The organism is Sphingomonas sp. (genome assembly GCF_030145815.1).
In the GTDB taxonomy this organism is placed as follows: domain Bacteria; phylum Pseudomonadota; class Alphaproteobacteria; order Sphingomonadales; family Sphingomonadaceae; genus Sphingomonas.
On sequence record NZ_JAIXHL010000002.1, the window covers coordinates 24,935 to 42,516 of the forward strand.

General features: G+C 66.5%; 19 protein-coding genes. 7 read left to right on the forward strand and 12 right to left on the reverse strand.

All coding sequences use genetic code 11. The features are described from left to right. Nucleotides 1–21 precede the first annotated feature (21 nt). Both KYX69_RS01725 and KYX69_RS01730 read left to right on the forward strand, forming a co-directional pair. Entirely contained in the window at nt 22–903 is an 882-nt protein-coding gene (locus KYX69_RS01725) for a DMT family transporter (protein WP_300492947.1), read from the forward strand. Between the two features lie 50 nt (nt 904–953). After that, nucleotides 954–1,367 carry a hypothetical protein gene (locus KYX69_RS01730; protein ID WP_300492950.1) on the forward strand — a complete coding sequence of 138 codons (414 nt, stop codon included), beginning with the start codon at nt 954–956 and terminating at the stop codon, nt 1,365–1,367. On the opposite strand, the gene radA is transcribed toward KYX69_RS01730, so the two are convergent. The 3 genes from radA to KYX69_RS01745 form a co-directional block, all read right to left on the reverse strand. Then, nucleotides 1,314–2,681 (reverse strand): DNA repair protein RadA, encoded by a 1,368-nt coding sequence (radA, locus tag KYX69_RS01735; protein WP_300492953.1) that lies wholly within the window; start codon nt 2,679–2,681, stop codon nt 1,314–1,316. The two genes, KYX69_RS01730 and radA, sit on opposite strands and share 54 nt — an antisense overlap. 59 nt (nt 2,682–2,740) lie before the next feature. Further along, the gene (locus KYX69_RS01740; RefSeq protein WP_300492954.1) at nt 2,741–3,031 is read right to left on the reverse strand and encodes a hypothetical protein; all 291 of its coding nucleotides are present in this window, start codon (nt 3,029–3,031) and stop codon (nt 2,741–2,743) included. Between the two features lie 105 nt (nt 3,032–3,136). After that, nucleotides 3,137–3,832 carry a glutathione S-transferase N-terminal domain-containing protein gene (locus KYX69_RS01745; protein ID WP_300492957.1) on the reverse strand — a complete coding sequence of 232 codons (696 nt, stop codon included), beginning with the start codon at nt 3,830–3,832 and terminating at the stop codon, nt 3,137–3,139. A gap of 217 nt (nt 3,833–4,049) precedes the next feature. Here KYX69_RS01745 and KYX69_RS01750 point away from each other — a divergent pair, with 217 nt between their 5' ends. Beyond that, nucleotides 4,050–5,195: a glycosyltransferase family 1 protein gene (locus KYX69_RS01750; protein WP_300492960.1), complete on the forward strand. Its 1,146-nt coding sequence runs from the start codon at nt 4,050–4,052 to the stop codon at nt 5,193–5,195. 219 nt (nt 5,196–5,414) lie between these two features. On the opposite strand, the gene KYX69_RS01755 is transcribed toward KYX69_RS01750, so the two are convergent. Further along, nucleotides 5,415–5,729: a DUF2218 domain-containing protein gene (locus tag KYX69_RS01755; RefSeq protein WP_300492963.1), complete on the reverse strand. Its 315-nt coding sequence runs from the start codon at nt 5,727–5,729 to the stop codon at nt 5,415–5,417. Beyond that, a complete protein-coding gene (locus tag KYX69_RS01760; RefSeq protein ID WP_300492964.1) occupies nt 5,729–6,325 on the reverse strand; it encodes a PadR family transcriptional regulator in 597 nt (198 codons plus the stop codon). The genes KYX69_RS01755 and KYX69_RS01760 overlap by 1 nt, the downstream gene beginning before the upstream one ends. Before the next feature lie 102 nt (nt 6,326–6,427). On the opposite strand from KYX69_RS01760, the gene KYX69_RS01765 reads away from it, so the two are divergent. After that, nucleotides 6,428–7,741, forward strand: a complete 1,314-nt coding sequence (locus KYX69_RS01765) for a replication-associated recombination protein A (protein ID WP_300492966.1) — start codon at nt 6,428–6,430, stop codon at nt 7,739–7,741. Between the two features lie 49 nt (nt 7,742–7,790). Here KYX69_RS01765 and KYX69_RS01770 read toward each other — a convergent pair whose 3' ends face one another. The 3 genes from KYX69_RS01770 to KYX69_RS01780 form a co-directional block, all read right to left on the reverse strand. After that, entirely contained in the window at nt 7,791–9,035 is a 1,245-nt protein-coding gene (locus tag KYX69_RS01770; RefSeq protein WP_300492969.1) for an alginate lyase family protein, read from the reverse strand. A 62-nt stretch (nt 9,036–9,097) separates the two neighbouring features. After that, entirely contained in the window at nt 9,098–10,981 is a 1,884-nt protein-coding gene (locus KYX69_RS01775) for a hypothetical protein (protein WP_300492972.1), read from the reverse strand. After that, nucleotides 10,981–12,150 carry a glycoside hydrolase family 88 protein gene (locus KYX69_RS01780; protein ID WP_300492975.1) on the reverse strand — a complete coding sequence of 390 codons (1,170 nt, stop codon included), beginning with the start codon at nt 12,148–12,150 and terminating at the stop codon, nt 10,981–10,983. The genes KYX69_RS01775 and KYX69_RS01780 overlap by 1 nt, the downstream gene beginning before the upstream one ends. Before the next feature lie 161 nt (nt 12,151–12,311). Between KYX69_RS01780 and KYX69_RS01785 the strand changes: the two genes are divergently transcribed. Genes KYX69_RS01785 through KYX69_RS01795 form a run of 3 tightly spaced genes read left to right on the forward strand, consistent with a single transcriptional unit; the run spans nt 12,312 to nt 14,392 of the window. Beyond that, the gene (locus KYX69_RS01785) at nt 12,312–13,229 is read left to right on the forward strand and encodes a DUF4861 family protein (protein ID WP_300492978.1); all 918 of its coding nucleotides are present in this window, start codon (nt 12,312–12,314) and stop codon (nt 13,227–13,229) included. 4 nt (nt 13,230–13,233) lie between these two features. Next, complete coding sequence (locus KYX69_RS01790) at nt 13,234–13,995, forward strand: FadR/GntR family transcriptional regulator (protein WP_300492981.1); 762 nt, start codon at nt 13,234–13,236, stop codon at nt 13,993–13,995. Beyond that, on the forward strand, nt 13,973–14,392 hold the full coding sequence (locus tag KYX69_RS01795; RefSeq protein WP_300492983.1) for a hypothetical protein: 420 nt from the start codon (nt 13,973–13,975) through the stop codon (nt 14,390–14,392). Before KYX69_RS01790 ends, KYX69_RS01795 begins: the two co-directional genes overlap by 23 nt. 269 nt (nt 14,393–14,661) lie before the next feature. On the opposite strand, the gene flgH is transcribed toward KYX69_RS01795, so the two are convergent. Genes flgH through KYX69_RS01815 form a run of 4 tightly spaced genes read right to left on the reverse strand, consistent with a single transcriptional unit; the run spans nt 14,662 to nt 17,472 of the window. Continuing rightward, a complete protein-coding gene (gene flgH, locus KYX69_RS01800) occupies nt 14,662–15,441 on the reverse strand; it encodes a flagellar basal body L-ring protein FlgH (protein ID WP_300492985.1) in 780 nt (259 codons plus the stop codon). A 13-nt stretch (nt 15,442–15,454) separates the two neighbouring features. Further along, a complete protein-coding gene (gene flgA, locus KYX69_RS01805) occupies nt 15,455–15,922 on the reverse strand; it encodes a flagellar basal body P-ring formation chaperone FlgA (protein WP_300492988.1) in 468 nt (155 codons plus the stop codon). After that, entirely contained in the window at nt 15,922–16,704 is a 783-nt protein-coding gene (flgG, locus tag KYX69_RS01810; protein ID WP_300492990.1) for a flagellar basal-body rod protein FlgG, read from the reverse strand. The genes flgA and flgG overlap by 1 nt, the downstream gene beginning before the upstream one ends. Nucleotides 16,705–16,728: 24 nt before the next feature. Beyond that, nucleotides 16,729–17,472, reverse strand: coding sequence for a flagellar hook-basal body complex protein (locus tag KYX69_RS01815; RefSeq protein WP_300492993.1), 744 nt, complete (start codon nt 17,470–17,472; stop codon nt 16,729–16,731). Between the last annotated feature and the right edge of the window lie 110 nt (nt 17,473–17,582).

The following is a 17,582-nucleotide window of genomic DNA, read 5'->3' on the forward strand; positions in this document are numbered from 1 at the left end:
CACTGCCATCGGGAGCCCCGCATGACTGCCCATCACCCGCTCCGTGGCGCTTCGCTCTTCATGTTCGGGCTGTTGCTGTTCGCGTGCCTCGACGTCACCGTCAAATATCTGGCGGCGCGGTACGACGTGCCGATGATCGTCGCGATCCGCTATGCGGGCAATCTGGTGCTGATGACCGCGCTGCTTGCGCCGCGCCGTGGTCCCGAGACGCTACGCACGCAGCGCACCGGATGGGTGATCGCGCGCGGGCTGGCGCTGTCGATCGGCTCGCTGTCGATCGGCCTTGCGCTGCAGCGGATGCCGGTGGCGGAGACCAGCGCGATCTTGTTCTTTGCCCCCGTCGTCGTGATCCTCGCGGCCGGGCCACTGCTTGGCGAGAAGGTCGGCATGGCCGGGATCGGTGCGGCAGCGCTAGGCTTCATCGGCGTGCTGTTCATCGTCCGGCCCGGGGGCGGGCTCGATCCGGTCGGCGTGCTGCTCGCCGGGGTCGGGATGGTGACCACGAGCATCTACCAGCTGTTGTCGCGCAGCCTGGCGCGGACCGAGAGCACGATCGCGATGCTGTTCTACACCACGCTGACCGGGACGGTGATCTTTGGCGCGATGGCACCTTGGTTCATCCCGGATCGGATGCCCGGCGGGTTCGACCTGCTGCTGTTGCTCAGCCTGGGCGTCTATGGCGGTCTGGGCCATTTCCTGTTTACCGCGGCCTATCGCGATACGCCGGCATCGGTGCTGGCGTCGCTCAACTATCTGCAATTGCTGTTCGTGGCGCTGCTTGGCTGGCTGATCTTTGCGCATATCCCGGATCGCTGGAGCCTGACCGGCATGGCGATCATCGCGGCGTCGGGCATGCTCGCCGCATGGCGCACGCGGCGGCCGCCGGTGAAGCGGAGCGTGTGACGGGCAGATCGGCTTTGGATAACGGCGGCGCGCGCCCTATCTCAAGCCACATGACCCTGGTTCGTCGTTTCTTCGTGATCGCCTTTTGGGCGACGCTCATCTTCGCTTTCGTGATGGCCGTGTTGCCCAAGCCGCCGGCATTGCCCGGAGAGCCGGGGGACAAGGTGCAGCATATCATCGCGTTCGTCGTACTGACCGGACTGGCGCGGCTCGCCTATCCGCGTGCGCGGGCGCTGATCTTGCTGCTGGCCTTTGCGCTGTTCGGGGCGCTGATCGAGCTGACCCAGATGTTGCCCGCGCTGGGGCGGACGGCGGCGCTGGACGACTGGCTGGCCGATGTTGCCGCGACGATCGTCGTCCTGGCAGTGCTCGATCCCGCACGGCACTTGCTCGCGCGGCGGCGGAAGCGCTCAGCGCCCGAGCATATGGTCGACAAAGCCGGCGAGGTTGCGGAAGCCGGTTAGCGCGACGCTGCCTTCCTTCGGCTGAGCCGAAGGAACGAGCGCTCGGGTGAAACCGAGCTTGCCCGCTTCCTTGAGCCGCAGCGCGCCGTGCGCGACCGGGCGGACCTCCCCAGATAGTGCGATTTCGCCGAACGCGACCATATCGGTCGCCACCGGGCGTTCGGACAAAGCAGAGATCAGCGCCGCTGCGACTGCCATGTCCGCCGCCGGGTCCTGCACGCGATAGCCGCCGGCGATGTTGAGATAGACTTCGCTGGTCGCGAAACTGAGGCCGCAGCGTGCCTCCAGCACCGCGAGGATCATCGCAAGGCGGCCGCTGTCCCAGCCGACCACCGCGCGGCGCGGGGTCGCGCCGCTGGCGAGGCGGACGACCAGTGCCTGAATCTCGACCAGCACCGGGCGCGTACCCTCCAGCGCGGGGAAGACGACGGTGCCGCTGACGCTTTCATCGCGGCTGGTGAGGAACAGCGAGGACGGGTTGCCGACTTCGGTCAGCCCCTCGGTCTGCATCGCGAACACCCCGATCTCGTCGGTGCCGCCGAAGCGGTTCTTGACCGCGCGCAGGATGCGATACTGGTGGCTGCGCTCCCCCTCGAACGCCAGCACGGTGTCGACCATATGTTCGAGCACGCGCGGGCCGGCGAGGCTGCCATCCTTGGTGACATGGCCGACCAGCACGAGCGCGGTGCCGCGTTCCTTGGCGAAGCGGATCAGTTCCTGTGACGATGCGCGCACCTGACTGACCGTGCCGGGCGCGCCCTCGATCAGGTCGCTGTGCATCGTCTGGATCGAATCGATGATGAGCAGATCGGGCGGGGTCGCGCCGCCCAGCGTGGTGAGGATGTCGCGCACGCTGGTCGCCGAGGCGAGCTGGACCGGGGCATTGCCAAGGCCGAGGCGACGCGCGCGGAGGCGAACCTGATCCGCCGCTTCCTCGCCCGAGACATAGGCGACGCTCTTGCCCGCCAGCGCCATCTTTGCCGCCGCCTGCAGCAGCAAGGTCGACTTGCCGATACCGGGATCGCCGCCGATCAGCGTCGCCGACGCCTCGACAAAGCCGCCGCCCAGCGCGCGGTCGAGCTCGGATATGCCGGTGCCCATCCGCGCGGGCAACGGGACGTCGGCGTCGAGCCCCGACATCAGGATCATCCGCCCGCCGCCCTGCAGATTATGCTTCGCCTGAAACGGCGTGACGACCGCGCCGGCATCCTCCACCAGCGTGTTCCACTCGCCGCAATCGGCGCATTGCCCCGCCCATTGCGACGTTACCGAGCCGCAGGACTGACAGACGTAGCGCTTCTTGGGTTTGGCCATAATGCGTGCCTAACCCGAGCGGAACGAAAAGGGAATATGCGTTTAGAAAGGCGCGTCGGTCACTGCGGCGTGGAGGTGCTTTCCGGCGCGGGCGTGGTTGGCTGCGTTCCACCGCTGGCCGGGGCTGGGCCGCGGCCGCCCTTGTTCCGGCTCGACCGGGCGGTGTTGTGGTTTGCCGTGGCATCACCCGTCTTGACGGCGGGACCATCCGGTGCAGCGATGGTCGATTTGTTCGAGCGCGCGGTGTTGTGGTTGGCCTTTTCATCCCCCGTTGCCCCGCCGGACGGGCGGTCGGTCTGCATCGCGGCGGGCAGCAGCAGTGCGGCGAGCGACAGTGCGAGAACGGACATCGAAACCCTCCCTGAAACGGTGTAGCACGCGGAACAGGCCGACCGTCTCAGGGCGACAGATGCATTATTCGTTTCGGTGGTGAATGCGCAATGAATTGCGCCGTATCACCCTTTCGCGGTGACGAGCAGCCCGCGCTGAACCGCCGGGCGGGCCAGGCCGCGGTCGAGCCACGCCGCGACGTTGGCGAAGGCATCGAAGCCGACCAAATCGCGCGCCTCGTAAAAGCCGATCAGGTTGCGGACCCAGCCGAGCGAGGCGATGTCGGCGATTGAATAGTCTCCCATGATCCAGTCGCGGCCCTTCAACTGCGTGTCGAGCACGCCGAGGAGGCGTTTGGATTCGGCGACGTAGCGGTCGAGCGGGCGCTTGTCGGCGATCTCGCGCCCGGCGAATTTGTGGAAATAGCCGAGCTGGCCGAACATCGGGCCTAGCCCGCCCATCTGCCACATTACCCAGCCGATCGTTTCATAGCGCTGCGCCGGATCGAGGAACTTGCCGGTCTTGTCGGCGAGGTAGAGCAGGATCGCGCCGCTTTCGAACAAGGCGAGCGGGCGGCCGTTCGGGCCGTCGGGGTCCAGGATCGCGGGGATCTTGCCGTTGGGATTGAGGTTGAGAAATTCGGACGTCTTCTGGTCGTCCGCGCCGATGTCGATCAGATGCGCCTCATAGGGCAGCCCGGTCTCCTCGAGCATGACCCCCGCCTTCACACCATTGGGGGTATTGAGGGAATAGAGCTGGATGCGGTCCGGGTGGTGGGCCGGCCAGCGGGTGGTGATCGGAAAGGCGGACAGATCGGCCATCGGGGACTCCTTGTTGGGTTGCGGCACCGGCCCGCTCCCCCAACCCGGCCACCCACAGAATACACTGTCGTTGGGTGGCCGGGTGCGGGTAGCCCCGCAAAGTAGTACTTTGCGGGGACCCCGTGGGGGAGCGGGCCGGTGCCGCCATCCGGCGCAGCCGGATCAAACATCGACTGCGACATAGTAACGCCGTAATCGGATCGCTATGGGCGCGCCGATGACTCCGACCGATCTTCGCGTGGCGCTGTTCAGCGGCAACTATAACTATGTGCGCGATGGCGCGAACCAGGCGCTGAACAAGCTGGTGCGCCATTTGCTGGACGCGGACGTGCAGGTGCGCGTCTATTCGCCGACCGTCGAGAAGCCGGCCTTCGCGCCCGAGGGCGATCTGGTCAGCGTGCCGGCGCTGCCTGTCCCCGGCGGGCGGGGGGAGTATAAGGTTGCGCTGGGCCTGCCGCGTGCGCCGCGGGAGGATCTGGAGGCATTCAAGCCGAACCTGGTGCATGTCTCCGCTCCGGAATTTCTGGGCCATGCCGCGGTCGCCTGGGCGCGCAAGAACGGGCTTCCGGCGGTGGCGTCGCTGCATACGCGGTTCGAGACCTATCCGCGTTATTACGGGCTGGGGTTCATCGAGCCGTGGCTGATCCGGCGACTGACGCGCTTTTACAACAAGTTCGACCGGGTGATGGTGCCGGGCAATTCGATCGCCGATCTGATCCAGAGCTGGGGCGTGACCACGCCGGTCGGCATCTGGTCGCGCGGGGTGGATCATGCGCGGTTCAATCCGCAGCGGCGCGACCTCGCGTGGCGGCGGGAGTTGGGGATCGCCGACGATGTGCCGGCAATCGGGTTTCTCGGGCGGCTGGTGCTCGAAAAGGGGCTCGACATCTTTGCCGAGGTCGCGCGCGAGCTGACCCGGCGCGGGGTGCCGCACAAGGTGCTGGTGGTCGGCGAAGGCCCGGCGCGGGAGTGGTTCGCGGGGCAGGTGCCCGAGGCGATCTTTACCGGGTTCCAGTCGGGCGATGCGCTCGGCCGCGCGGTCGCGTCGATGGATGTGTTCTTCAACCCGTCGGTGACCGAAACGTTCGGTAATGTGACGTCGGAAGCGATGGCGTGCGGGGTACCGGTGGTCGCGGCGCGCGCGACCGGGGCGATGGACCTGGTGGTCGAGGGCGAGACCGGTTTTCTGGTCCCGCCGCGCGACGTCACCGCCTATGCCGACGCGATCGAGCGGCTGGCGCGCGACGCCGAGATGCGCGCGCGGTTCGGGGCGCTCGGGCACCAGCGGATGCAGGCGCAGGTGTGGCCGCAGGTCAATCAGGCGGTGCTGGATGCGTATCTTGAGGTGATGGCGGGGCGGTGAATCCCACCAATCCTCCCCCGCAAGGGGGAGGTGTCGCCGAAGGCGGCGGAGGGGGAGGAAGGGTCACGGCTTCAGGCTTGAGGACATCGCCGTCCTCCCCCTCCGTCAGCTGCGCTGCCACCTCCCCCTGGCGGGGGAGGATTACAAGCCTTGTCCATTCGGGCCGCGTTGCGTGTTGACAGGCCCTCCCCTAGCCCCTCCCGCGAGCGGGAGGGGGACTTAGGACCAATCGTACTTCAGCCCGTCCTCGCGGAACGCGAAGCGGTCGAGATGGCGTTCGATCGCGCCTTTCAGCCCTTCGGCCTGTTCAGGTGCGCTGGCGTCGATGCGGATCGCGATGCCGTCGGGTTTGGCGTCGAGCGTGACCAGCCCGTCGCCGGGCCAGTTCGCGCCGCGCGCGTCCTTCGGGAACACGATCGTTCCGTGGTCGGCGGTGTAGTCGACCTTGAGGTTATGCTCCCAATGCTTGCACAGCTGTTGCAGGTAGCGCGACGCCTTGTCGGTCGCGGCAAAGCCGGTTGCGGTTGCGGTCATCAAAGGCGCTCCACCTTGCGCGCGGCGGCGTCGATGATGTCGACGATCGCGTTGACGGTTTCCTGATCGGCCTCGCCGTCGCTCAGCCGCTGCATCACCGCCATTTTGAGGTTGCCCATGGCGCGGCGCACCGGACTGCGTCCGCTCTGTTCGCGCTGGGTGCCGAGTTCGGCGAGACGGCCCATCAGCAGCGTCACCTGTTCGGCGTTTTCATCGAGATGCGCCTGGCCGGTCGCGGTGATCGCGTAGAGCTTCTTCACACCCTCGGTGGCCTGTTCGGCGATATGATCCATGTCGGCGAGCAGGGTCAGCGTCGGATAGACCACGCCCGGGCTGGGGACATAGGCGCCGCCGGTCCGCTCCTCGATCTCGCGGATCAGGTCATAGCCGTGGCGCGGCTGATCGGCGATCAGCGCGAGCAGGACGAGGCGCAGCTCGTCCCCTGTGAAGATGCGGCGTCGCCCGCGACCTCCGCCGCGACCGCCGGTCGCTTCGGCGTTGATGTCCCATTCGACGGTGAACGGTCCCCATTGGCGGCGACCGCGGCTGGCGTGCATGCCGTGCGGCCCGTGGCCGCGATGATGTCCTCGAAACATTTCATATCCTTAAAATTCGAGTCTTGATGCGTTTAAGATATATCTTGAACGCATTTTGACAAGCCCCTTCGCGTTGCGGCGCGTAATTCCTATATCGTCGCCATGGCTGACCTGTTCGGCGGGACCGCACCCGCCGCCTCCCCTTCCGAACTTTCCGCCTCCGCGCCGCTGGCGGATCGGCTGCGTCCGGCGCGGCTGGACGAGGTGGTCGGGCAGGAACATCTGACCGGGCCTGAAGGCGCGATCGGGCGGATGGTGGCGGCGGGGAAGCTGTCGTCGATCATCCTGTGGGGACCGCCGGGGACGGGCAAGACGACGACCGCGCGGCTGCTGGCCGATGCGGTGGGGCTACGCTTCGTCGCGATCAGCGCGGTGTTTTCGGGTGTCGCTGACCTCAAAAAGGTGTTCGCGGAGGCGAAGGAACACGCGCGGATCGGCCAGCGCACCTTGTTGTTCGTGGACGAGATCCACCGCTTCAATCGCGCGCAGCAGGACGGGTTTCTGCCGTTCGTCGAGGATGGCACGGTGACATTGGTCGGCGCGACGACCGAGAATCCTAGCTTCGAACTCAACGCAGCGTTGCTCAGTCGCGCGCAGGTGCTGATCCTGCGGCGGCTGGACCATCCGGCGCTGAGCCAGTTGCTCGACCGTGCCGAGGCGATCGAAGGCCGCCCCCTGCCCCTCACCCCCGAGGCGCGCGATGCGCTGGTGGCGAGCGCGGATGGTGACGGGCGGTTCCTGCTCAATCAGGCGGAGACGCTTTACTCGGTCAGCTTCGACGCGCCGCTCGATCCGGCGGGACTGTCGGCGTTCCTGCAGCGCCGGGTGGCCGTGTACGACAAGGACCGCGAGGGGCATTACAACCTCATCTCCGCGCTGCACAAATCGCTGCGCGGGAGCGATCCGCAGGCGGCGCTCTATTACCTCGCGCGGATGCTGGTGGCGGGCGAGGAGCCGCTGTACGTGCTGCGGCGGCTGGTGCGGTTTGCGAGCGAGGATATCGGCCTGGCCGACCCGCAGGCGTTGGTCCAGTGCCTGGCCGCCAAGGACAGCTACGAGTTTCTGGGGTCCCCCGAGGGCGAACTCGCGATCGTGCAGGCGTGCCTCTATTGCGCGACCGCGCCCAAGTCGAACGCCGCCTATATGGCGATGAAGGCGGCGTGGCGGTCGGCGAAGGAGACGGGATCGCTGATGCCGCCGCAGAACATCCTCAATGCGCCGACCAAGCTGATGAAGGAGATCGGCTATGGCAAGGGCTATGCCTATGACCATGATGCGGAGGATGGGTTCAGCGGTGCCAATTACTGGCCCGAAGAGATGACGCCGCAGACCTTCTACACCCCGACCGATCGGGGGACGGAGAAGCGCATCGCCGAGCGGCTCGCATGGTGGGACGCGCGGCGGGGTAAGGACTGAGCCGTCACCCCGCGAAAGCGGGGGTGACGACCAGAGCAAGCCGGGGCCGCTACTCCACCCGATAGCGCAGCACCACATCGCCCTCGCCGCGTCGCTGCCACACGCCGGGCCATGCCACGTCGGCGCGGAGCAGCAGGGCGTCGAGGTCCGCGGTCGGCCACTTCAGCTCCTTGTGCGGCCAGTCCTTCGCCCGGTCGCGATAGCCGGCGACGAAATTGGTGGCGGCGCGGAGCGAGCGGCCTTTGCTGTCGCTCCAGCCATAGAGGTCGACGCCCAGGCACGCGGCGGTGTCGGCGACGTGATAGGCGGGGTCGATCGCGTAGATCGAATAGTGGAAGCTGCGCGTGCGACTTAGTTCCTCGGGCATCGCGCCGCTGGGTTCGATCTGCGCCGCGATGCGTCTGGCGGGAAAGTCTGCGACGATCTTGCGAGCCAAGTCGGGGCGGCGGGCGAACAGGGCGAAGCGGCTGACCTGTGCGTCGTACCAGATGCCGTGATTGTTGTTCTTGGCCCCCTCGCCCTTGCCATTGGCGCTGGAGAGCATCCAGTCGAGATAGCGGCTGAACCAGCCCTCGAGTGCCTTGACCTCGTCCGCCGACAGCGCACCCGACGGCCCGGCGAGACCGACGGCGTCGATCACGCCGATGAACGCGGCAGTGTCGAGCACGCCTTCGGGTCGCCCGGTCGAATGGCCCGGCACCATCTGCGCATAGTTCATGTTGGGGTTCATCGCCGTTGCCGGATCGAGGAACCATGTGCGGACGATCGCAGCCAGCTGGTCGGCGTAGCGGCGATCGCCCGTGTAGTAATAGGCCAGCCCCAGCACATCCGCGTCGCTCGCCATCCGCCCCAGCGCCATGCGATCGAAGCGGTCGGTATTGCGCTCCGGATTCACCTCGCCATCGCGGCGGATATAGGGGCCGGCGGGGTTGGCGGGATCGGGCCACCAATAGGGGGCGAGGCTGATATAGTCGCGGCGGTCCCCGCTCGGCGCGATCATGCTCTTGTCGAGCACGCTGCCCGACTTGCGCGCGAGCGCCGCGTCGGCGCGCTTGAGCAGGTCGGCAAGCGCCGCCTTGGCCTTGGCATCGGTCGGCAAGGCCGCCTTGATCGCGGTCAGCTCGGCCGGTCGCAGGGTGAAGGTGCGGCGACCGTCGAACGCGGCGGCATAGCCCTCGACGCCGGTGCAGTGCTGCGCGGATGAAAAGGCCGCCGCCGGGGGTGAAGACCCCGCGGCGGCGGTGATGGCGAGGACCGAGAGAGGGATGGCCCAGCCGAGTTGCTGAAGGTTCATGGTGCCGGGTGCTCCGGGTTACGATGTGTATGACAACTCGTGCGATGGTCGTCAACTAGCCGTTAGTCGTAGTTGTATGACAAAGCCCAACCTGTTTCCAGCGTTCGCAATGGCATGCCCTGACCTGCGCGCGCGCATTTGACCACAGTGGCAAAGGGTCCGGTGGGTGCCCGGTAGACCGGGTCGGTCGCGGGTTGCGCATCGCAGGCGCCATAGCCCGTGGTGGCGAAGCGTGTCACCGCGCCCCGCGCGAACTGGATGCCGGACCTGCCTTTTGCGGCGCTCTCCGAGAAGCTGGCAAACTCCATGTCGATCCGCGCGATTTTGACGCCCTCAGCCGGAACGATGCGGTCGCGGCGTTCGATCTTTCCCGGTGAGAAGCGGTAGTGCGTTTCGATCGACACGCGCGTGTCGAGCTGTGCGTCGTTGCCGCCCATGCGGTCGAGCGCGGTCTGGTGCCAGCGCACATCGGTCACCGCGCCGCGCCGGGTGACGCGGACATCCTTGAAGAACGCCAGCGGCATCAGCACGTCGCCATTGGCGAGTGTGATGCGCGGCAACAGCTGCGGGAAGGTCGCGTCCGCCGAGCCCGCGAGCATGCCGGGCGAGAAGGGAATCGGGAAATAGGGGTTGTTCATATGCTGCCCCTCCGCCCCGTTGATGATCGGGAGCGAGATCATCCGCTTCCCGTCGCGGATCGTCACAAGCCCGCGATCATGCACGCCGCGCGCAAACCAGGTCATGGTCGAGCGCGGCAGCGTGTCCAGCCAGCGTGCAAACCCCGGACCGGGCGCCTGACCGCGATAGCCGAGCCGGTTCCAGATCGCGTTGGTGTAGATGTGCTGGCGCGCGAGACTGAAATTCTCACCCAGGATGCGCCCTTCGCCGCGATAGACATCGGTGCGCCGCCCCTGCCCCCATAAGGTGCGGCCCCACAGGTCGACCGATCCGCTGACCGGATCGATCCAGAAATCCATGTAGCGCGCGGTGACGCGGCTGGAAAAGGCATAGGCCATGCGCTCTTCGACCGGGGTCATCACCTTGAGCAGCGCAGCGGCGGTCAGCACTTCGAGGAAGGCGGTGTCGCCATAGGTGCCGATGCTGCGACCGTACTCGAACCCCTCGCCATGCAGGTTGAAGCGCGGGAGCAGCAGGTCGACCGACTTGCGCAGCCACGCCTTGACCTCGTCGCTCGGCGTCATGCCGGTTTCGAGCAGGCGGTGCGCGATCTCGCCGATCAGCAGCACCGAATAGCGGTCGAACCGCCCCTTCCCCTCGGTCTCGTCGGCAAAGCCATATTCGCCCGAATATTTGCGATAATGGTCGATCATCCGCGCGAGCAACTGGTCCCCCGCGCTGGCATCCTCCCAGCCGAGCAGGTGGCGGAAGCGCGCGATCGAGAAGGCGACGCCGTAATAATTGTTGGGCAGGTTGATCAGGCTGAGGTCCGGACGGACGAAGCGCCGCCAGTCGAGCCGCTGTTTGAGCGTGGCGAGCGTTTGGGGGCGCACCGCGCGTTCGAGCAAGCCGCGTGCGTGCAGGTCGTGCAGTGCGGCGATGTAGTAATAGAGGCCCCAGCTCTCATTGTCATTGGCGAGCGTGAGGTCGGCCATGTCGGCAAATTCGCGCAGTCGCTGATCGAGCCTGGGATCGCCGGGTTCGAGCGCGACGATGCGATGCGCCATGGTTGCGGCGATCTTGCCTGGCAGGAACTTGTCGCCGCCGCCGAACACCGCAACGCCGTCGATCTTCGTCGCCTTGCCATCGCGCAGCAGCTGTTCGACCAGCTTTTCGAGCTGGGGCGACAGCCGCGTCGTGACGCTCACGTCCATCGGCGCGACGCTGTCGGCATAGACTGGACCCGCCGGGGCATCGGCGCGGCGATCGGCGGGGGCGGCCTGGGCCGCGACGGGGGCCGCGAGTGCCAACAGCAACAACGAACGCATCAACGATACTCCTTCCGCGCGAGATCGGCCATCGCGGTACCGGCGAGCAGGAAGGCGCCCGCGCCATAGAATTGGGTTTCCTTCGCCGACACGCTGTCGGGTCGGTCGCCGACCTGCTGGACCCAGCCGAGCATGCCATCGGGCTGCACCGCGCGGACGATCGCGTCCCAGCCGCGGATCGCCGCAGGCTGATAGGTCGCGCGGTCGAGGAGACCGGCATCGATTCCCCAGGCAAAGGCATAGGTGTAGAATGCGGTGCCGCTGCTTTCGGGCGGCGTGCCTGGATCGGTGTCGAGCAGCGAGGGCGACCAGTATCCATCGGGCTTTTGCAGCGTCAGCAGCCTTGCCGCCATGGCGCGGAACAACCCTTCATAATATGCGCGTTTGGGATCCTTGCGCGGCATCGCGTCGAGCATGCGGACGATGCCGGCCATCACCCAGCCGTTGCCGCGGCTCCAGAATTGCTTGCGGCCCTTGGCATCGCGCGTGTCGAAGAAGCGGCTGTCGCGGAAATAGAGCTTTTCGACCGGGTCGTAGAGATAGTCGGTGGTCGCCTTGAACTCTTCATGCGCGAACTCGGCATAGCGCTGGTCCCCGGTCTGGCGGGCGAGCTGAAGCAGGGTGGGCGGTGCCATGAACAGCGCGTCGCACCAGCACCAGCGGTCCGTACATTTCGACCAGCCCGCCCCCGGCGCACCGGGGATGAATTCGAGGCTGCCGGTCTGGCGGTTGGCGAGGACGTGGTCGAAATAGGCGATGGTCGGCGCGAGCGCCTCCTGCCCCGCACCGTTGCGCGCGGCCCAGATCCACGCCTGTCCGATCAGTTGATCGTCGGCGTGAAAGGGATTGTCGCCGAGTTTCCACGCCTGCTCCCGCCCGAGTTCCATCAGCGGCGGGGCGTAGCGCGCATCATATTTGGCCAGCTCGGTCAGCGCGATCCAGAAGGTCGCCTGCTGCCAGTCGCGCGGGTTCTGCACGCTCTTGCGCGCGGCGGGCATCGTTGCCCAGTTGGTGCGGTTGGCGAGCTGCCAGTCGGCAACGCGACGTACTTGCGCAAGGATCGCGTCCGGGCGGGGCAGCTGCGCGCGTGTCTCGACTGCCGCTGGCGACACTGTCGGAACCGCTGGAGCGGGAGCCGCCCCCGCAAGGGCGAGCAGGATCAGTGACATCTCATTTCCTTCCGGCAGCAACGCGGCACGTGGCGGTCGCGCGCCCTCTCCTGATCACCCGGCGCGTCATTCCTGTTGACACCGGTGCCATAATCTTTCCAATTGACGTCGAGCTGTCAATAAGGTTGTCACACAACTAGACAATAGTCGAGGGAGATTGGATGCCCGAAGCGCGAACAGGTCGCGGCGCCATTGCGGTTGGCGCGATTGCCCTGCTGGCCGCGCCACTGGCGTTGGCACAGGACCGCAAGCCATTGCGCCCGGCCTCGGCCGAAGAGCAGACCGCGCGTGCGGCGGTGTCGATCGCCGATTATCGTTTCGGTGACCTGTTGTTCGAGAATGACCGGATCGCGTTCCGCATCTATGGGCGCCCGCTTGAGGCGGCCGAGCCGCCCTCCTCCTCCGGTATCGACGCATGGGGCAAGCGGGTGCGCTGGCCGTTCATGGACCGCCAGTTGCGCACCGGCGACCAGCATCAGGATCAGGGTGAGGGCGTCGATTTCTACAATGTCGGCACCGGGCGCGGGGTCGGCGGGCTTGGCATCTGGCACGACAACAAGCTGTGGACCTCTCGCAACTATGTGAACCCGCGCATCGCGAGCGCCGGGCCGGATCGCGCGGCGTTCAGCGTCGACTATCCCGCCTGGCCGGTCGATACCGCGCGCAACGTGGCGGAGACGCGGCAGTTTGCGCTGGTGCCGGGCAGCAACTTCATCCGGATGACCTCAACGATCACGTCGAGCAGCGCCGAGCCGCTGACCGTTGCGGTCGGCTTGTCCAAGCGCGCGACCGGCACTGCTTTGGGCAAAGTGACCAAGGATGCCGAGCGGGCGCGACTGATCTGGTGGGGGCCGGAGGCGCCGGACAAGGGCGCCATGGCCGGCGCGGTGATGGTCGATCCGGCGGCGTTCGTCGGCTTTGCCGAGGATGCCGACAATTACCTGATCCTCGTCCGGGTCACGCCGGGCAAACCCTTTGTCTATTATGCCGGCGCGGCGTGGAGCGGCGGTCCCGATTTCAAGCGCGAACCCGATTGGCACGCCTATGTCCAGCAGCAACAGCCTGATTTCAAACCCTAGTCACATGGCCACGGGCAATGCTATCCGTGCCGTGATGACGGTGACCAAGGCGGCATCGCTGGCCGACGATCTCGTCCAGCGGTTCGAGGAACAGATCGAACGCGGAGAGATGCCGCCCGGCTCGCGCTTCCCGACCGAGAAAGCGATTACCGAGAGTTTCGGGGTCAGCCGGACCGTGGTGCGCGAAGCCTATTCACGGCTCGCCGCGCGCGGGCTGCTCGTCTCGCGACGCGGATCGGGGGCCTATGTCGCCGAGGGTGCGCAATATCGCGCGTTCCAGGTGACGCCGGACGAGGTCAGCGCGATCGACGATGTGCTGCGCCTGCTCGAAATGCGCATGGGGTTCGAGGCGGAGATGGCCGACCTTGCCGCCCAGCGCCGGACCGAGGCCGATCTGGAGGACATCCGCGCTGCGCTGGCCGCGATGGATGCCAGCACCGAGGCGGAGGGATCGGTCGCCGCCGACGCGGCGTTCCACGCGGCAATCGCGCGCGCGACGGGCAATGCCTATTTCGTGCGCTTCACCCAGTTTTTGGGCGTGCGGCTCGTCCCTTCGCGCAAGCTGTATCTGCAGGGCAACGACCCGAAAAAGCACCAGCGCTATGCCCGGATGATCAACCGCGACCATGAGGCGATCTATGCCGCGATCGAGGCGGGCGATCCCGCGGCGGCGCGGCGCGCGGCACGGCGGCATATCCAGAAGTCGATCGACCGGCATGAGGCGCTGAAGGCCGGACGGAGTGATGGCGAAGGCGATGAGGGGTGACCGGCACGTGAGCAAATGGAGCGTCTCCCTCGCGCTTTTGGCAGCCATTATGCTGACCGGTTGCGGAGACGCCGAGATGCTGAATGGCTCAACTCGATCGTCGCCGAACGATGTGCTCGCGCAGACCATTGAGCGGCAGGTTGCGGCTCAGGCTCCAGAACATGATCTTCGACAATATGTCCGCCTCTACGTGCGCGGTGCCGAGGGCAATATTGACGCGACTTACCTGGTGGCGCACATGGGAGGCCTGCCTAGCACGTGGAAAGGTGGTCATTCCTATTGGGTCGCGTCAAGCGACGTCCCTAGGGTTTTGGACGGGGGCTGTGCGGTCATCAACGTGCTTTATCACGAGCCGACGAGTACGTTGGTCTCTGTGCATTGCAACGGCGACGCTTAGCGGTCGGAACCTCCGGTCGACCGCCGCCCCGCCTCACACGCGACTGAGCCGCTGGCGGAAGGGTGGATGCTGAAACAAGTTCAGCATGACGGACGCTGAGAAACGCGCGTTCCAAACTGCAACAAAAAAGGGGGAGGGTTTCTCCCTCCCCCTCTTTGGAATGGCGGCGCTTCTGCGCTTCCCTTCCCTTTCCACGGCCCCCCGGCTGGGAAAGGGGCTGCCCGTCCACGGCCCCCCGGCTGGGACGGGCAATCCTGTTGACTGCCCGATCAGAACGGGAACAGCGCGTCGTAGATCTGCTGGCCCCAGCGTGCCTGCTGCGCGTCGGACAGCTGGCCGCGGCCGCCATAGCTGATGCGCGCTTCGGCGATCTGGCTGTGGCGCACCGAATTGTCGCGGCCGATATCCTGCGGGCGGACCACGCCGCTGACCACCAGTTCGCGCAACTCGTTGTTCACGCGCACTTCCTGACGGCCCCGGATGCCGAGATTGCCGTTGGGAAAGACGTTGGTGACGATCGCCGACATGGTCATGTTGATCGTTTCGGAGCGGCTGATATTGCCGCCGCCGCTCGACTGCGATTTCGAATTGGTGCTGGCGAGGTTGGTCGGGTCGATCGACTTGGGCAGCAGGTTCTGGAGCCCGAGCAGCGACGCGATACCGGCGTTTTCAGAGCCACTGCGGTTGCGCGAGGTATTGTTGCCGACCTCGGCCTTGTCCGCGATGTTGATCTTGATCGTCAGGATATCGCCCATGCGGGTCGCACGCTGATCGCTGAGGAAGGCACCGGCACCCGCGCGGAACAGCGAAGCGGAGGCGGCCGGAGCCTGAACCGGGACGGCACCAGTCGGAGCCGGAGCACTGGCCACTGCCTGTGCAACGGTGCCGGGGCGATAGCCGGGATTGCCGATCGAGCGCTCGCCGCCCGGCATAGCCATCTCTTCGGGCGCGCTCATCTTCGGCGCCTTGCCGATGCGGCCGAGGCGCTCGACCGAACCGCAGCCGGAAACCAGGGTCGCTGCGGTGACGGCAAGAATGATCTTCTTCATGGGGTTAACTCCCTCAATACAGGATACGGACCAGCCCGTTGCCCGCGACGAAGCCGTCGAGCGTGCGCTGGGTGGAGGTGGTGACGACGCGGACCGGTTCGCCCGCCCCCGCGCTGGCCAGGGCGCGGCCCTGGGTGGTGATTGTGAGCGCGCCGACCTTGTAGGCGATCAGCACCGGCTCGCCCCGGCGGACCAACCGCGGCGTGATCACGTCGCTGACCCGCACGATCGATCCGGGCGAGAGCGGGCGCACCGCCTCCAGCCCCTTGGCGGCGTCCGCCTCGATCGCGCCGCGCCCCATATTGGGCGAACGCTTTTCGTAGACGAAGTCGTCGGCGGACAGGATCTCGCCGCGCTGGACCGGGCGCGCGAGCACGGCGACCTCGACCTGCTCGGGGCCGACGCGGGTGGGTGCAGGCGTCTGCGCCGGTGCGGGGACCGGAACCAGCGCTGCGGCAATGAAGGCGATGCGGTAGATCATCAGCGCAGCTGGCTGGTCGTCGCCAGCATTTCGTCCGCGGTCTTCACGACGCGGCTGTTCATCTCATAGGCGCGCTGCGCGGTGATCAGCGCGGTGATTTCGGCGACCGGGTTGACGTTCGACGCCTCGACAAAGCCCTGTTGCAGCGTGCCGAAGCCCGGCTCGCCCGGATTGGCGAGCGTCGCTTGCCCCGATGCGGCGGTCTCCAGATAAAGGTTGCCGCCCTGCGCCTCGAGCCCGGCTTCGTTGATGAAGGTCGCGAGCTGAAGCTGACCGACATTCTGCGGCTCGGGCTGGCCGGCGAGGATCACCTGAACCTCGCCGGTCTTGGAGACCGTGACGTCCACCGCTTCGGCGGGGATGGTAATGCCCGGCTGGACCGGGAAGCCGTCGGCATTGACCAGTTCGCCCTGGTCCGACAGCTGGAACGAACCGTCGCGGGTATAGGCGGTCTCACCCGACGGGAGCGTTACCGCGAAATAGCCGCGCCCCTGGATCGCCAGATCATAGCGATTGTCGGTCTGGCTCATCGCGCCTTGCGTGGCGATGCGATAGACGCCGCCGGTCTTGACGCCCGCGCCGATCTGAATGCCGGTCGGCACGCGGCTGTCGGGGCCGGATGCGCCGCCCGGCCGGGTCACCTGCTGGTAGAGCAGGTCCTGAAACTCGGCACGCTGGCGCTTGTAGCCGGTCGTGTTCATGTTCGCGATGTTGTTCGAGATCACATCGACATTCGTCTGCTGCGCGAGCATCCCGGTGCCGGCGATGGAGAGGGTACGCATGGGTCAGTCTCCGTGGAAAGGGGGTCAGCCGAAGCGGCCAAGCTTGTCGATCGCGGTCTTGCGCATGTCGCCAAGGGACTCGGACATTTTCATGCTGGTCTGATAGGCGCGCAGGATCTCGACCATGTTGGTGGTCTCGACGATCGCCTGGACGTTGGATCCTTCGACGCCGCCGCTCTTGAGCTTGGTATCGGCGGCGGCGAGTTCGCGTCCGCCGGTGCCGCTGAAGGTGCCGTCGCCGCGCGGATCGACCATGCGCTCGTCGTCAAACACGGTGACCGCCACGCGACCGACCTGCGCGTCGCCCGCGCTGACCGTGCCGTCCTTGCCGATGCTGACCTGTCCCGCCTGTTCGGGCGGGATCGTGATCGGGCGACCACCTTCGCCGAGCAGGGTGAGACCGCCCGCCGTCTGCAAGGTGCCGTCTTCACCGACCCGCAGATAGCCCGCACGCGTATAGGCGGTGCCGCCCTCCGGAGTTTCGACCGTCAGGTAGCCCGCGCCGTCGATCATCACGTCGATCGGATTGCCGGTCGCCATGAACGCGCCTGCGCTCTGATCATGCACCGCGCCATAATCGAGCACCATCGACGTCGTCTTGATCGGCGCGTCCGCACCGCCGCCGCTTTGCTCCACATATTCGCGGAACACCGGCGCTTCGCGCTTGAACCCGGCCGTCGAGATATTGGCCATGTTGTTCGCGCTCACGTCGAGCCGACGCCGCAGCGCCTGATTGTGACTCAGCAGCACATAGGATGAGATATCCATCGCGACCGCTCTCCGAAAAAAATCGTCCAAGTTTTTTGCGGCTAGGCAAATGTTGCCGCCCCACTCCCCTATAATAGGAACATTCCGCCGGTCCGGTCGCGGATGGGCAA

What these genes read in the sequence shown, in the direction of transcription:
- flgG (WP_300492990.1), bottom strand. Translation starts at nt 16,704, where the DNA reads ATGCGTACCCTCTCCATCGCCGGCACCGGGATGCTCGCGCAGCAGACG.
- KYX69_RS01755 (WP_300492963.1), bottom strand. Translation starts at nt 5,729, where the DNA reads ATGACCGCAACCGCAACCGGCTTTGCCGCGACCGACAAGGCGTCGCGC.
- KYX69_RS01780 (WP_300492975.1), bottom strand. Translation starts at nt 12,150, where the DNA reads ATGTCACTGATCCTGCTCGCCCTTGCGGGGGCGGCTCCCGCTCCAGCG.
- radA (WP_300492953.1), bottom strand. Translation starts at nt 2,681, where the DNA reads ATGGCCAAACCCAAGAAGCGCTACGTCTGTCAGTCCTGCGGCTCGGTA.
- KYX69_RS01775 (WP_300492972.1), bottom strand. Translation starts at nt 10,981, where the DNA reads ATGCGTTCGTTGTTGCTGTTGGCACTCGCGGCCCCCGTCGCGGCCCAG.
- KYX69_RS01725 (WP_300492947.1), top strand. Translation starts at nt 22, where the DNA reads ATGACTGCCCATCACCCGCTCCGTGGCGCTTCGCTCTTCATGTTCGGG.
- KYX69_RS01815 (WP_300492993.1), bottom strand. Translation starts at nt 17,472, where the DNA reads ATGGATATCTCATCCTATGTGCTGCTGAGTCACAATCAGGCGCTGCGG.
- KYX69_RS01760 (WP_300492964.1), bottom strand. Translation starts at nt 6,325, where the DNA reads ATGTTTCGAGGACATCATCGCGGCCACGGGCCGCACGGCATGCACGCC.
- KYX69_RS01765 (WP_300492966.1), top strand. Translation starts at nt 6,428, where the DNA reads ATGGCTGACCTGTTCGGCGGGACCGCACCCGCCGCCTCCCCTTCCGAA.
- KYX69_RS01730 (WP_300492950.1), top strand. Translation starts at nt 954, where the DNA reads ATGACCCTGGTTCGTCGTTTCTTCGTGATCGCCTTTTGGGCGACGCTC.
- KYX69_RS01745 (WP_300492957.1), bottom strand. Translation starts at nt 3,832, where the DNA reads ATGGCCGATCTGTCCGCCTTTCCGATCACCACCCGCTGGCCGGCCCAC.
- KYX69_RS01790 (WP_300492981.1), top strand. Translation starts at nt 13,234, where the DNA reads ATGGCCACGGGCAATGCTATCCGTGCCGTGATGACGGTGACCAAGGCG.
- flgA (WP_300492988.1), bottom strand. Translation starts at nt 15,922, where the DNA reads ATGATCTACCGCATCGCCTTCATTGCCGCAGCGCTGGTTCCGGTCCCC.
- KYX69_RS01740 (WP_300492954.1), bottom strand. Translation starts at nt 3,031, where the DNA reads ATGTCCGTTCTCGCACTGTCGCTCGCCGCACTGCTGCTGCCCGCCGCG.
- KYX69_RS01795 (WP_300492983.1), top strand. Translation starts at nt 13,973, where the DNA reads ATGGCGAAGGCGATGAGGGGTGACCGGCACGTGAGCAAATGGAGCGTC.
- flgH (WP_300492985.1), bottom strand. Translation starts at nt 15,441, where the DNA reads ATGAAGAAGATCATTCTTGCCGTCACCGCAGCGACCCTGGTTTCCGGC.
- KYX69_RS01770 (WP_300492969.1), bottom strand. Translation starts at nt 9,035, where the DNA reads ATGAACCTTCAGCAACTCGGCTGGGCCATCCCTCTCTCGGTCCTCGCC.
- KYX69_RS01785 (WP_300492978.1), top strand. Translation starts at nt 12,312, where the DNA reads ATGCCCGAAGCGCGAACAGGTCGCGGCGCCATTGCGGTTGGCGCGATT.
- KYX69_RS01750 (WP_300492960.1), top strand. Translation starts at nt 4,050, where the DNA reads ATGACTCCGACCGATCTTCGCGTGGCGCTGTTCAGCGGCAACTATAAC.